General features: G+C 35.7%; 13 protein-coding genes. All 13 read right to left on the reverse strand.

Annotated elements, in window-relative coordinates:
* Positions 1 to 388 (reverse strand): dihydroorotate dehydrogenase-like protein (locus tag FJ213_10715; GenBank protein MBM4176625.1); only part of this gene is annotated, 388 nt, incomplete at its 3' end.
* A 12-nt stretch (positions 389 to 400) separates the two neighbouring features.
* A complete protein-coding gene (locus tag FJ213_10720) occupies positions 401 to 754 on the reverse strand; it encodes a hypothetical protein (protein MBM4176626.1) in 354 nt (117 codons plus the stop codon).
* A 7-nt stretch (positions 755 to 761) separates the two neighbouring features.
* Positions 762 to 4,346, reverse strand: coding sequence for a pyruvate:ferredoxin (flavodoxin) oxidoreductase (gene nifJ / locus FJ213_10725; protein ID MBM4176627.1), 3,585 nt, complete (start codon positions 4,344 to 4,346; stop codon positions 762 to 764).
* A gap of 362 nt (positions 4,347 to 4,708) precedes the next feature.
* Positions 4,709 to 5,119 (reverse strand): hypothetical protein, encoded by a 411-nt coding sequence (locus FJ213_10730; GenBank protein ID MBM4176628.1) that lies wholly within the window; start codon positions 5,117 to 5,119, stop codon positions 4,709 to 4,711.
* Between the two features lie 170 nt (positions 5,120 to 5,289).
* Entirely contained in the window at positions 5,290 to 6,672 is a 1,383-nt protein-coding gene (locus tag FJ213_10735; GenBank protein ID MBM4176629.1) for a sigma-54-dependent Fis family transcriptional regulator, read from the reverse strand.
* 10 nt (positions 6,673 to 6,682) lie between these two features.
* The gene (locus FJ213_10740) at positions 6,683 to 8,206 is read right to left on the reverse strand and encodes a PAS domain S-box protein (GenBank protein MBM4176630.1); all 1,524 of its coding nucleotides are present in this window, start codon (positions 8,204 to 8,206) and stop codon (positions 6,683 to 6,685) included.
* A gap of 184 nt (positions 8,207 to 8,390) precedes the next feature.
* On the reverse strand, positions 8,391 to 9,404 hold the full coding sequence (locus tag FJ213_10745; GenBank protein ID MBM4176631.1) for a hypothetical protein: 1,014 nt from the start codon (positions 9,402 to 9,404) through the stop codon (positions 8,391 to 8,393).
* A 13-nt stretch (positions 9,405 to 9,417) separates the two neighbouring features.
* A complete protein-coding gene (locus FJ213_10750; GenBank protein ID MBM4176632.1) occupies positions 9,418 to 9,969 on the reverse strand; it encodes a hypothetical protein in 552 nt (183 codons plus the stop codon).
* Between the two features lie 3 nt (positions 9,970 to 9,972).
* On the reverse strand, positions 9,973 to 10,455 hold the full coding sequence (locus tag FJ213_10755) for a hypothetical protein (GenBank protein MBM4176633.1): 483 nt from the start codon (positions 10,453 to 10,455) through the stop codon (positions 9,973 to 9,975).
* 26 nt (positions 10,456 to 10,481) lie between these two features.
* Entirely contained in the window at positions 10,482 to 11,726 is a 1,245-nt protein-coding gene (locus FJ213_10760) for a type II and III secretion system protein (protein MBM4176634.1), read from the reverse strand.
* Entirely contained in the window at positions 11,726 to 12,616 is an 891-nt protein-coding gene (locus FJ213_10765) for a hypothetical protein (protein MBM4176635.1), read from the reverse strand. The genes FJ213_10760 and FJ213_10765 overlap by 1 nt, the downstream gene beginning before the upstream one ends.
* Positions 12,613 to 14,148, reverse strand: a complete 1,536-nt coding sequence (locus FJ213_10770) for a hypothetical protein (protein ID MBM4176636.1) — start codon at positions 14,146 to 14,148, stop codon at positions 12,613 to 12,615. Before FJ213_10770 ends, FJ213_10765 begins: the two co-directional genes overlap by 4 nt.
* A gap of 69 nt (positions 14,149 to 14,217) precedes the next feature.
* A complete protein-coding gene (locus FJ213_10775) occupies positions 14,218 to 14,601 on the reverse strand; it encodes a hypothetical protein (GenBank protein ID MBM4176637.1) in 384 nt (127 codons plus the stop codon).
* Positions 14,602 to 15,242 lie beyond the last annotated feature (641 nt).

Consider the following 15,242-nt stretch of genomic DNA (forward strand, 5'->3'; position numbering starts at 1 on the left):
CGTTTGCACCGGCTTCTTCGATTTTTTTTGCATAATTTGTCCAGCCCCCGAGCGATTTTCCATTTAAACTTGCGATTACAGGAATATCAACGGCTTCTTTTACCTTTTGAATGTGCTTTAGATATTCATCAGGTCCAATTTTAATATCAGATATTTCGGGAAAATAATTCATTGCTTCAGCATAACTATCTGCATGAACTGTGGTATGATGATGCAATTCGAGCGAATCCTGTTCAATTTGTTCCTCGAATAAAGAATACAAAACCACTGCGGCAGCGCCGGCATCTTCCATCTCTTTAATGTTTCCAATATCTCTTGAAAGCGGGCTTGCAGATGGAATGATTGGATTCTTTAATTTCATTCCTAAATATTTCGTTGTGATATCCATAATTACCTCAATTTAAAATGTTAATACTTTATCCGAATCGATTGTCCATTCGGAAAATTCTGCGAGATTACTCATCTGAACTCCATCAATCAGGTTCAATTCTTTCAGACCTCTTGCATCGGAACAAGTGCCGCAAAGCTTTACTTTACCTCCCTTGGACAAAATCCAACGTATCATCCTCTCAATATTATAATAACCTTGCGGCGTAATTTGATTTTTCAATGAGCAATTTACTGCATCAGCTAAAAGGAAGATTCGAACTTCGGCATTAGGTTTATCTTTCAAAATTTGTGACGCAAGCCGAAAAGCATTGAATGCTTTTTCAGTTCCATAAGGTGCGTCGTTTATTACGAATAATATTTTCATAAATAAATTATTCTTTGTTTTCACTTACCGAGTTTGCTGCAGCCAAATCTTCGTATTGCTGCCATCTCTTTTCGACATCTTTTTGAGCTTCTTGCATTAATTCTTCAGCAAGTTCCGGATGGGAGATCGTCAGCATCTTATATCTAGTTTCCATATAGGCATAATCTCTTAACGGAATTTTCAGCCCCTTCGAATCGAGCTTAAATGGATTCTTTCCTTCTTTCACAAGATCAGGATTGTAGCGATACAGCTGCCAATAACCAGAATCTACTGCAGCTTTTTGATTCTTCATTCCATATTGCATGTCAATTCCATGTGCAATACAGTGACTGTAAGCAATGATCAATGAAGGACCATCATAAGCTTCAGCTTCGAGGAACGCACGGACTGTGTGTGCATCATTTGCACCCATAGCAACTTTTGCAACATAAACATTGCCATACGAAATAGCCATCAATCCGAGATCTTTTTTAGCCATTGGTTTACCGGCAGCTGCAAACTTTGCAACAGCTCCTCTAGGAGTTGCTTTAGACATTTGCCCGCCTGTATTCGAGTAAACTTCAGTATCGAGAACTAAAATATTTACATCTTTACCAGCTGCGAGCACATGATCTAATCCTCCATATCCTATATCATATGCCCAACCATCGCCTCCCATAATCCAAACAGATTTTTTTACAAGATAATCCGCAAGTGCAAGAAGCTGTTTGATTTCATCAGATTTCCCATTTTTAGTTGAATTCAATTTTTTCCTAAGTTCATCAACTCTCAATCTTTGTTCATAAATTTCAGCTTCATCTTTTTGTGAAGCATTGATCAGTTCGTCAACAAGTTTTTCGCCGATTTCGGAAGAAAGTTTTTTCAATAAACTCTTCGCATAAGAATTGTGTTTGTCTATTGCGAGGCGGAATCCAAATCCGAATTCAGCGTTGTCTTCAAATAGAGAATTTGACCAAGCAGGACCTCTGCCATCATTATTCACACACCATGGTGTGGTTGGAAGATTTCCGCCATATATCGAAGAACATCCAGTTGCATTAGCAACAACTGTTCTATCACCAAATAACTGACTTACAAGTTTCACATATGGAGTTTCTCCACAGCCAGAGCATGCACCAGAAAACTCAAATAAAGGCTGCATGAATTGTGAATCTTTTACAGTCATCACATTCAATTTAGTTCGATTGAATTCGGGTAATGTTAAGAAGAAATCCCAATTTGCCCTTTCAGTATCACGCAGTGGAATTTGCGGCTGCATATTAATTGCTTTGAGACGCGTTTCTTTCTTATTCTTCGCAGGGCAAACATCTACACACAATGCACAACCTGTACAATCTTCCACTGCGACTTGAAGTGAATAAACTAAATTTTCACCATGCTCTTTCGCTTTGAATTTTGTGTATTTGAAAGTCGACGGTGCATCTTTGACATACTTCTCATCACAGATTTTTGCTCTGATTGTTGCATGAGGACAAACAAGTACGCATTTATTACACTGGATACAAACAATTTCATCCCAAACCGGAACTTCTAGTGCAATATTTCGCTTCTCCCATTGTGCAGTGGCAACAGGGTAGGTTCCATCTTTCGGCATTTTACTGACTGGAACTGAATCCCCATTTCCAGCGATGATTGTTGCAAGTACATCCTGGACGAATTCAGGCGCACCGGCAGAAACTGGCGGAGCGAATTGAATTTTACTTGTTACTTTATTTGGAATTTCAACTTTATGCAGATTAGCAAGTGTTTGATCAACTGCCTTGAAATTCATGGCAACAATTTTTTCTCCCTTGCTTCCATAAGTTTTTTCTATCGTGTCTTTGATCATTCCAATTGCTTCATCTTTAGGGAGGATTTTAGAAATTGCAAAGAAGCAGGTCTGCATGATCGTATTTATTCTTGCTCCCATACCGGTTTGTTCTGCAACCTTGTATGCATCGATAACATAGAAATCCATTTTTTTATCGATTAGGTCACGTTGGACTTTTTCTGGAAGCGTTTCCCAAACTTTATCTGTTTCAACTTGTGTGTTTAATAAAAATGTTGCACCTTCTACAGCATCCTTGAGCATGTCAAATTTTTCTAAAAAGATTTGCTGATGGCTGGCAACAAAATTCGCTGATGAGATAAGATACGTTGACCTGATCGGTTTGGAACCAAATCTTAAGTGAGATACAGTAGTTGATCCAGATTTTTTTGAATCATAAACGAAATAGCCTTGTGCAAAATTATCTGTTCCTTCACCGATGATTTTTATCGAGTTTTTATTTGCACCGACAGTACCATCAGCCCCGAGTCCATAAAACTTTCCGCGGAAAATCTCTGGAGACTCAATCGAAAAATTCGGATCAAAGTTTAAACTCGTATTTGAAACGTCATCAATTATACCAACAGTGAAATGGTTTTTAGGCTTTGGTTTTTTCAATTCATCAAAAACAGATGTAACCATTGAGGGAGTAAACTCTTTTGACGATAAGCCATAACGTCCACCAATTATTTTAGGAAGTCTGAAATCGAGTTCATCATTAGTAAACTTTTCTGTTAATGCATTTACAATATCCAAATAAAGCGGTTCGCCTGCAGCACCAGGTTCCTTAGTTCGATCTAAAACTGCTATTGATTTAACTGATTTTGGAAGAGACTTTACGAAATGATCAATTGAGAACGGGCGGTACAAACGTACTTTTAATATACCAACTTTTTCTCCTTTTGCTGTTAAATAATCAACTGTTTCTTCGGCAGTTTCTGCGCCTGAGCCCATTAAAATTATAACTCTTTCGGCATCATTCGCTCCGTAATAATCGAACAATTTATACTGCCGCCCAGTAATCTTTGCAAATTTATCCATTAGGGCTTGAACTATATCGGGACACTTCAAGTAAAACGGATTTACGGTTTCTCTTCCCTGGAAGTAAACATCTGGATTTTGTGCAGTTCCTCTTAAAACAGGTCTATCTGGAGAAAGGGCACGCTGACGATGCGAAATAATTAAATCATTATTGATCATGGCTCGCATGTCGTCAAGAGTTAATTCCTCAATTTTCATAACTTCATGTGAAGTTCTAAATCCATCAAAGAAATGTATAAAAGGAATTCGTGATTCAAGTGTTGCAGCTTGAGCAATTAAAGCAAAATCCATTACTTCTTGAATTGAGTTCGAAGCGAGCAGGGCAAATCCTGTAGACCGAGTTGCCATCACATCACTGTGATCGCCGAAGATTGACAGAGCTTGGGCAGCAATGGAACGTGCGGAAACATGAAAAACCGTGGAAGTTAATTCACCAGCAATCTTGAACATATTCGGGATCATAAGTAATAATCCCTGAGAGGCAGTAAATGTAGTTGTTAACGCACCTGATTGTAATGCACCATGGACGCTGCCAGCAGCACCCCCTTCACTCTGTAATTCGCTTACAACAGGAATATCTCCCCAAATATTGACTTTATTTTCTGCAGACCAAGCATCGCACCATTCGCCCATTGGCGATGATGGAGTGATTGGATAGATAGCGCAAACTTCATTTGTGTGATAAGCCACATAAGCAGCGGCTTCATTACCATCAATCGTTATTTTTGTTCTTTTCTTTTCCATTATTTTTTACAATTCCTATAATTAAGTATCAAATTCTCTTATTTTATTTACAAATTAATATTTGAATTATTAAGTTTCACAATAATTAGCACCCCAAATAAACTTTAATTTTTACGTCTGACGCTCTTTTCAAACAATATCATTCAAAAAGTGATTTCGAACTGCAAAAAGACTTGAATACTGAACGTAATTTTTACAAAACTCGGCTATTTTGCTCAATTTACGTGCCGTGATTTTCAGACGAAAAATACCGATTTTAATTGAAAAAGTGCTTAAAATGTTGCAAAAACGAGAATCCGAAAAATTTATTTTCACAAATGAGAAATAAAGTTCCGCACACTGTGTTTTGCAAAGACTTATAACTAGCTCATTAAAAAGTCTAATCTTCGATTGATCTCTGTTAAATCGATAGGTTGATAAAAAATTGCGTCAACTATTTTGTTCAGACTTGATTCAACTCCTTTGTTCGTAATCCATGAATCCAAAAATAGGATTATCTTTAAGTTTGGAATTTTCTCCTTGAGTGCCCGTAATGAATCTGCAGATTTTTCATTTGGAGAGAGGTCAGTGATTAATAAGTCTGGTTTAATTAAATCTAAAATTTTCTCTACGAAATCACCTTCAGTAGTTGTTACGACTTTAAATCTATCTTGAAGCAGAAGAGTAAAAGAGGCACATAAATGTAGGTCCGGACTGAAGAGTAAAACTTTCTTACTACGCCTCAAATCTTTCCCGCTCAAAGTATTCTCAGGAGGAAATGCAACTTCACTCATTCTTTGCCTACATCAATGCACGTGCCAATTTTATTTAACAAGTGCAAAATATTTATTCTAAAATTCAAGAGAAATAAGTGGAAAAAATGAGAAAAATAGTCTTGTGAGATGAAATTATATAACCTATAGATAAAAACTTCTCATTACTGAAAATTTCAGTTAGAATAGTATCAATTATGAGAAGTAGTCACACCATCAGGTTTATCTTGAATGTTTAGATCTTTTATTCTTCTATAAAGTGTAGCTGTACTAAAACCTAGGACTTGGGAAGTTTTTTCCTTATCGAAATCGTTTTGGATAAGCATTTTACGGATATAATCGCGTTCAAAATCACTCAGCACTTCTGTGAGTGTTTGCCCTCCCAAAGACACCAATTCTTCAGTTGTATTTGGCGATTGAGGGAAGTCGTTACGAGTTATAATTTCACCCTTACAAAATATTACTGCACGTTCAATTATATTTTCGAGTTCTCTAACTTCCCCTTTCCAGGGATAATTCATAAGATATTTAATTGCTAAAGGATCAACACCTTTAATATTTCTTCCCATTTCTTTTCGATATTTATCCACAAAGTGATCAATAAGAATTGGTATATCTTCAACACGTTCAGCTAAAGATGGCAATTTAATTTCAACCACATTTAATCTATAGTAAAGATCACTGCGGAATTTACCATTCTCCACTTCCTCGTCTAAATCTCTGTTCGTTGCGGCAATAATCCGCACATCAATCGGGATTGGAATTGTTGAGCCGACCGGAATAATTTCTTTTTGTTCAATCGCTCTTAAAAGTCTTACCTGAAGCGTTAAGGACATTTCACTAATCTCATCAAGGAAAAGCGTACCCCCATCAGCTGTCTTAAAATATCCATCTGTATCTCTTAAAGCGCCGGTAAAAGCCCCTTTCTTGTGACCGAAGAGTTCACTCTCAATTAATGTTTCCGGAATAGCTCCGCAATTAACAACTACAAAAGATTTATTATTTCTTGGACCATTGAAATGAATTGCTCGGCTTACAAGTTCTTTGCCAGTTCCGCTTTTGCCCGTAATTAGTACGTTACTGTTCGTTTGCGAAACATGTTTAATCATGTCAAAAACTGATTGCATTGCATCACTTTTTCCGACTATGTTATCAAATGAATATTCACGCTGTAATTCTCTTCTAAGAACTTGATTCTCGAATGCAAGCTGCTTGTAGTTTAACAATCGATTTATTTTAATGAGCAGTTCGTCAAACTCCACCGGTTTCAAAATGTAATCACTTGCACCAAGCCGTAAAGCTGCGATCGCAGTTTCCAATGAACCGTAAGCTGTTATTACCATGATAATCGTTAGAGGATTTGTTTGGCTGACTTTTTCTAGGAGCTCAATTCCTTTCATCATTGGCATTTCGATATCGGTGATGATCAAATCAAAGTTTGAGTTTAACACTTTCTGATATGCATCTGAACCATTAATAGCTTCAGTAACATCATAACCTTCTTCACGAAGTACAAATGAAATTGATTCTCGGATTATCTGTTCATCATCTACAACTAAAATCTTATGAGCCATTTTTTCTCTTTTATTTTGAATCTGTATTAATAGGAAATTTAATAGTGAAAGTTGTACCCTTTCCTTCTTCACTTTCAACGATGATCTCACCTTGAAAACTTTTTACAATGTTATAACTGACCCAAAGTCCCAATCCTGTTCCCTCGCCTACTTTCTTTGTAGTGAAAAATGGATCAAAGAGTCTTGGTAAAGCTTCTTCTGCAATTCCTATCCCATTATCATTGATATAGACATTAACAGAACCATTTTCTAATACACTTCGAATCATTATTATGGCGGGATTTCGAAAATATTTCCCACCTGCAGCATCAAGACACATTGCGTCAATTGCATTAATCAAGATGTTAAGGAAAACTTGCTCGATTTGATCAGGTACTAAAAACAATTGAGGAACTTTGCCGCTATAATGTTCCTCAATCTCGATACCTTTTGCTTTCTTACTAACTCTGGCTATTTCGATTGCTGCTTTTAGTATTTTATTAATATCGGTCGATTGCAGCTCATAAGTTGAGCGTCTTGAAAAATTAACAAGGTCCCGAATAATTTTCGAAATTCGATTAGTTTGACTTTTTATCAGTTCAAGTTTTTGATTTGTAACCTCATCAATATTAGTTCTTTGTATAACCTGCACAAGTGAAGAAATTGATGTCAATGGATTTCCAACTTCATGAGCTAATCCGGCGGCTAACAATCCAATGCTCTCCATTTTTTGCGCATGGATCAATTGCTGTTCCAATTTTTTTTCTTCGGTTTTGTCTCGATGGATTCCAAAGTATCCGACTAATTTCTGATTCCCATCGACAATCGGCGAAATTAAAAGTTCAGTATGAAATAGCTGCCCGCTTTTTTTTCTGTTTTGAACTTCCCCAATCCAAACTTTCCCTTGAGTAATCGTATTCCACATATTCTTCCAGAAGTTCTTAGAATGTTTATGACTACTAAAGATATTCGGATTTTTTCCTATTAGCTCTTCACGACCGTATCCGCTCGATCTTTCGAAAGCTGGATTTACGTAAATAATTTTTCCATCAACATCTGTGATTTCGAGCGGATTGACAGTAAATTCAGCCACATTCGCGAATCGCACTAAATCAAGTTCTTTTTCCTTTTGCTTAGAAATATCGCGTGCAAATACGAAGCAATTTTGCACAATTGAATTATTACTTGAAGATGGCGAAATGAAAAGTTGAACAGGAACTACATTCTCATTTGAACTTAAAAGATTCATCTCAATCGAGAGATATTCTTTTTTTCTAAATGAACGTTCAAATATTTCTTTGAATTTTATTTGATATTCATTTGGAATTAATTCAAGGAAATTTGAATAATAAATTTCCTTGGTGGATTTTCCGATAAATTGTGAAGCAGACAAATTGCAATGACGAATTTCAAATTCATTTGACAAGACAAAACTCATGTCTGGAAGAAAATCAAAAAAATGACACGGGATATGAAAATTCGATTTAACGTTTAAGTTAATTGGTTTACTGACAACCGTTTTACTTGGCTGGTGATATTTACTCTGCACTTTCATGCTTACTACCCTTCGCACCCTCGCTTAGGTTTATTCATTTTCTTTCAGTACAAAAATATCTTAAAAAAGTAATAATCTCAATGTATTTTAAGAACCATTGGAACGATTTGTGAGACTGACAGAATTGATTTATTACTTGATGTCTTCTTACGCGGGTAAAGAAATTTATAGTTAGAAGAAACTACTATAAATCTTCAAGCCAATTTTTTACAACAAATTTATTCGATTTCAGATTGTTCTTTAATAAATTCAAAACAAGACTGCTGTAATATATTTCTGCTGAACCAGTTACTTGAAAATTAACTGTTTGACCTGCAACAAGCACTGCACCATAAATTTTAGATGTCCCTGAGGCACTTGCAGTTATTGAAGAATTTCCATAGATCAGGACTAAACCATTGTAAGCAAAATTACCGCTCCAACTCATATTTCCATATACCACAAGTACACCAGCACCAGTCGAGTTACCGCCAAAATTAACATTGCCAGTAACATGAGTAATTTTTGGTTCAGCCATACTGCCCATAGTTGTTCCGCTGGAATAAGTTCCACCAGGTAAAATAATATCAGCTGCTTGTACAAATTGAGAAGCTAGAGCAGAATAATTTATACTGTCTGTACTAACTCCAATGCTTGGAGCTCCGCCAGTTCCAGTAATTTTGGATTTAACATTATTATTTAGTGAATCAGTAACTCTGATACTGTCGGATGAATTGTTCACACTAATTCCAAGAATGCTTCCACCCGAGCCGGGTGACCCATCAGGATTTGTGTCATTTCCGCTGATCAATATGTTGCCATTCAATTTCAGATCGAGATTAGTTGTCGAGATGCTTAGTCCAGATTTTACTGTTGGCAAAGTAATATTCTCCCATATTAAGTCAGCACGTGAGATTGAATTTTTTCCAAGAAAGCTTGCATACGATAAAATTCTTACTGTATCACCGCCAGTAACAGAGATGTCATATTTCCCACTTAATAAATTGTTAGCCGTAAAATTTCCTCGAAGGCTTTTATTTCTTCTCAATTTGTTCAAATACATTTCAAGTGAAGAATTAGCGATCAACCTGGATTGCACTTCTTTAAATTTTTCAGTGGTTTCTTCAACACTCATTGAAGTTTTTGAATTGAGACCGAAAATTACACTCCCAATCAAAACTACTGCAAATAATACAATTATTAAAGTTGAGTTTCCCATATCACACCTATGATTAATTTAAATTTCTTGGTTTGATCAAAAAAGACTTTTCGAAAAAGGGATAATGATCTTTAACTTGCATCTCAGATTCATATCGTAGTTCAACACTGACTGATTTAACGAACACCGGAGTCAGAGTTTCTATATCATTAATATCGAAATACTTTAGTTTAAATTTTGTTAAACCGGATGAAACAATTTTCGTAGTATCACATCCAATTATTCTATAAAGCGACCTATCATTCGGATTTTGAGTGTGCAATGCACTTGAAATATCGGCTAAAACATATTTAACAGTATCTGCTTTTCCAGATAGTTTGGTATCTGCTGTAAAAGAAATTATGGTTGAATCCGCTATTAGAATTGGATCGACCGGTGAATTGTATCCAATTCTCCTAAAGTCATTTTCAATCGTTGAGGTAAGATTCAACAGATTTGATTGTACCATTTGTTCGATGTTGGTTTCATTTGATTCATCTCCCACATTCATGGTTAAACGAACAAGCATTAGTATTACTAACGTCCCGATTATAAATGATATAGTTAAATGAAAAAAATTTCCCATTCTTCACCAGCAAGTAAAAATTCTTGAGAGTGTGATTTTCTGCAAAAGATTACCCCCAGTCAATTCAATTGTAACTTTTTTTAAGTAAGTATTTGTTGTCGATGTATATTCAGGCTGACTCTCATTAACATAACTTACTTTTACGACTGCAGTAATTGCATTAGAATCATCAGTTGAAATTGTTCGTGAATAATTGTGATAATCATCGATATCGTCGAAATTAGGATAAGATTCACCTTCTGGGCCGAAGGACGAAGCAACAGTTAAATTATTTACCGAGTGTTGAAAACCAATAAGAGTATTTTCATCAAACGATTTTGTTTTTATTTCTTCAATCAGACTTTGTGCAATCGAAATTGTTGATAATGTAGAGCGATTTTCAAGCTTGACCGCAAGATTTTGAAAAGTAGCTGTATTTGTTGAAATTATTAGAAGTCCTAATATTCCTAATGCACCAGCAACTAACAATAATTGATTTGAATGCATAGCTAATTACAATTTTTTATGAAACATCATTTTTTTGTTCTATATCTATTTATCTCCTGATCATACTGATGTAGTTTGCTATCAATTATTCTTGTGTCTGTACTTCGATCAACCAAACGCTCCTTCAGGGTTGGAAGAAGACGTGCTTTTAAAACAATTATTAGTTCTTTTTTTGCTGTAACCTGAACATCGCTACCAGTTAAATAACGAATTCCGAATACCCACCAAGGGAGGTCTTTTAGTATCGGGATTCCAGAGCGTTCTGTTCTTTCTTCGTTAATGAACAATCCTCCAATTATTGTCTCCTCTCCATCCAGCAGCAATGCATTTGTAGTTGCCTTGGTTCGCTTAACTTCAGTAGTAAATTGACCGGGAAGCGCTGTACTTCTTTCAACAGAAAGGTCGAGAAGAACATAATTTTTACCATTCTCATTTAGAACATATGGAGTAACTCTAATTATTGTTCCGGTGCTGTAGAATCGTTCAATAGTGTTTCCTGCAAAATCTTTCTCGCGGGTTGAAAAATCTGCACCTACTTGGATTTCTCCTTTCACACGATCCCGCACCGTGATTTGTGGACTCGCAATAATCTCACCTAAATTATTCGATTCAAAAAAGTTGAATAGAGTGGTTGCCTTGCCCATCATATTTAAAACCTTGAATTCCGAATTTGCACCAATAGAAAATCCAGATGATGCTTGACTTGAGGTAGAACTTTCGCTCCCTTCGGTTCCACCGCTCGAAAACAAACTCGATGATGTTTTGCCAAGCTCCGATCCAACATTTATTCCCTCTCTTGAAAGGAGCCATTTCCAATTCATCCCAGTTTCTTTGGAACGATTAACATCGAGTTCAAAAAATACAGCAGAAATAGCTACTTCTCGTGTTTCAAAATCGACGCCTTTGAGTGCGTCGGGAACTTCTACTGTCTTTGTTAGGTTTTTTAATGGCACAACTTTCAGGTATTCGTGATTTTCATAAATTTCGTAATCATGCAATTTTGAAATCAACTGCAATGCTTTATACCAGTGCATGAGGTCTATATCAATACCAATAGGCGTTGAATTAGGAATTTCAGATATTATTACTTTATTAATTGCTCTTTTAGAAGTTTTGCTCAGTAAATCAATTGCTTGATCGAATGATGCCGTACCAGAAATTGTAACCATCCCACTTTGAGATGATTGAGCTAATGCTCTCATATCACGTTCTGACTGAGCAAAAACTAAAACAGAAAAAACTAAACTTAAAATTATAAATACTCTTCCCATTATTTTGTCTCCTTTCGATCTAAATTCTTCATCCTCAAAATAACTTGTTCGATTATACCTCCGCGGTTTAAGAGGAATTCGCAAAGTTTATTTTCTTGATCAATCTTAGTCAAGACACCGAGGTAAACTTCATCTCCTTCCATCATAGTATGAGTATTCCCGTTATTATCTACTATGAATGCACCATCTGGAATAATTGCTAAAAGTCCCGCGCCATCAACTTCCAACAATCCATCGTAATTCGGTGGAATATCAGAATAGATAAGCGGATTGAAAAAATTCCTCATGTTTATATTGTTATTTAATAAAGCTGGTCTCACCGGCAGTGAAAAATTCTCGTCTTTAGTAAAGAATGCCTCCACGACTATGTTAAAAAAGATTTGATAATTAATTTTCCCGAGATCATCGGTTACTGTACCGACTTTAAAATTTGCGTCGTTGATTTTATATAAATTCCGTGCATGCTCGAGATTATCAACAAGTTTCATGACATCTTCAAAAGTTCCATTTCCCTTAATATTGAAAAAGTCCTTTCCAAATGATCCTGAATATGTAGTCTGAACATGTTCTATATTTAACTCTGTCTGTTCAGAGAACGATTGAGCGATATGAATAATTTCATTGTAGGCATCATGAGATGAATTCCGGAACGGTATAACTTTGTCATTATTTGCCAGCAGCGTATCCAGAATTGCAAGTTTTGTTTCAAGGGTTTTTATTTCATCTAAAAAATAATCCTTTTTGATTAAGCGAGAATTGACTACTGTAATTTCATTTGCGATGCTCTTCTGTTTGTTCGGCTGCTGCACATATATGTACCAACCGCTTACTCCAGTGACTATAATAAACAGTAACAAAACTAAAATTGTATTTTTTAGCTTGGGTTTCATTTTAAACTCGCTTGATATCCAAATTTTTCTGGATCTGCTACAATCTCAAAAACGTTTACTTTTTTCTCCCTTATCTTTTGATTGAGAATATTTTTTATATCACTCTGAGCTAAATGCTGTGAGAAATCGGGAATTGTCTTTCGGGCTACACTCACCCCCGTTAGGTTTATACCGTTCTTCGATAATAAGATGCTAGTAACCCACATGTTGCTCTTTTTCAGATCATAATCGTTTAATTGATGTAGAAGATCGATCCATCGGGCTGAACCAATTTTCAATGTATCGACAATTACTTGAAGATTTTCTTTCTGGGTCATTTTTGATTGAAGATCAATTATTCTCTGCTCGTAGAATATTAACTCTGAAGCTTCCTTGTTTTTCGTTGTTAGGATTTTTTCACTTCGAGCAATGTCTTTATGATTGTAGTAGAACTTTTGAGCAAAAAAGACCATTACGATCATCATTAGAATCAAGATCGCATAACCGATAATTCCAAGTTGGAAGAGAGATTGTGAATCTTTCACCATTTTTGGTGATAAGTCATGCTTCTTAGATTTTCTTTTTGATTGCTTAATGTAATTTACAGCGGTCGCAATTGGAAACGTAAATGCCGAAACAGCATATTTCTTATCATCGCTTAAACCGTTGGTAGAAAGTTCATCAAATTCAACAATTTTAATATTTGCAAACGGGAGAGTATTCTTTACAGCTTCGATAATTTTATGATGTGCAACTTCACCGCATAAGAAAATCTGATACACATCATATAATTGCGCATTGTCCATTTCATAAGCTATTTTGCTTGCAAGGACTTCAGCGATGTCATGTGTTTGCGAACCAAAACTTAAATATTCAGAAACATGAATGAATTTTTCATCTTTAAAAAAGATCATTCGTGTTGATTCATGACCTAGATGAACGGTTAGATAGACTTTTTCGTTTTGAATATCAAAATTATCAATTATATATGAAGTGAGAGCTGCATCGGCACTCTTTACACACGGAATTTTTAGTCTTTTAACCTTTTGAGAGTTAGTGAGCTTTTCAAGTTGTTTAATGACTGGAAAAAATTCATTACTATAGATAGATAAAATGTTATGGTCTCGTGTTCGGATAAAATTAACATTATCCATCGAATGGACAGATTTAGGGGAATTCTGCCATCTTTTGAATAATTCTTTTCGAACTTCTTTACTTGGCGCTCCATTTATATCATTAATAATCTGGTAAGAAACGTGCGGCTCAGAGACACATGGAATAAAATTAAAACTGTTAATATCCGGGAGTTCTGTTAGTGTTTGGAATGGATTAAATTCACCTGAAGCTTGTTCTTCATCCTCCTCGATAATCAATTCCATCGCATCATTTAGTAACGCATCTTTCACAGCTCCATTATAAGACTTGTTCGAGTTTTCTTCATTTAGAGATCTGATGATGAGCAAATCCTCAATAGTAATCCCTTCTTTTTGCTTTCCGAGGATTGCTACTTTAAGTTCAGATCCATCTAAAAATACTCCAGCTACCTTTTTCATTTTTCTACTTATTTTATTCTCCCCCAAAAAACGGTTGGCGGCTCGCACCGCCAACCTATGAATTTTGAGTTAGTTATTAATGGTCACAGTAATACTCGTCGGAGTAATTGTTGCAGTAGCTTTTACTTTAGCCGAACCATCATTTCCAGTTTCGTTTCCAGTTCCAACTAAAGTAACAGTTTGTGCAGCGACTGTTGCGGCAAATGTTCCGTTTCCAGTTGTATCAATTGCGGGTGGAATTGTCCAACCAGTAAATGTATTGTTGCCACCTCCCATTGAAGAAGGCTTGCGATAATACTGCTGTGCATAATTGCCGATTGTGTTTAAGTCTGCAATAACAGCATCTCTATTGGAACTTTGAGCACTAGTGGTTGCAATGTTTATACCTACAACTATGGCTATACCTACAATGATCACTCCTAAAACGATGAGTAGAAGTTGTTGTTGACCCATTTATTTTATTTTCTCCTTTTATTTTTCATTAATTGACATATGTAGATCATCCAGAATCATACCAGCAATAATTTGGGGGCAAAATTTCGGAGAGATTTTCAGAAAACTTTTAGTGAATCAAAGTAAAAAACTTCGTGGTTCGTTAATTCTTTCTATTACAAGCAGTTACAGCTTAGTATGAGTAATCGCTGTGATGAAAAAATCTTGAAACCTAATTAACTAGATTGCCTCAGGAAAATTGATATGTCATCCCGAACATTGTATGTTGATGGTTATCACTCAAATGGCCAATATTAACCACCAAAAAGAATGCTTTGGATTCAGGAAAAGTACTTTTTGGGATACTCGTAAAAAATCGTTTGACCTCTGTGGTTTGATAAATCTCGCCAATTTTGAATATCAAAGCAGAGACTTACGATTCCACATGTAGGAATATTTATAAAATCATTGGTGGAAACGAAATTGGCAAATTCCGTAATTCCAGGATTGTGACTGAAGAGCATTAAACTTTCACATGAATTATCTATTTCATTGATTACTTTCAGGAAGTCTAAAGTACTTGGATGATACAATCTCTCATCGATTTGAATTTCATTTTTTTTGATGCTAAGCTCATTTGCAATAAGTTTTGCAGTTTCCAC

The sequence above is a fragment of the Ignavibacteria bacterium genome (assembly GCA_016873845.1).
In the GTDB taxonomy this organism is placed as follows: domain Bacteria; phylum Bacteroidota; class Ignavibacteria; order Ch128b; family Ch128b; genus JAHJVF01.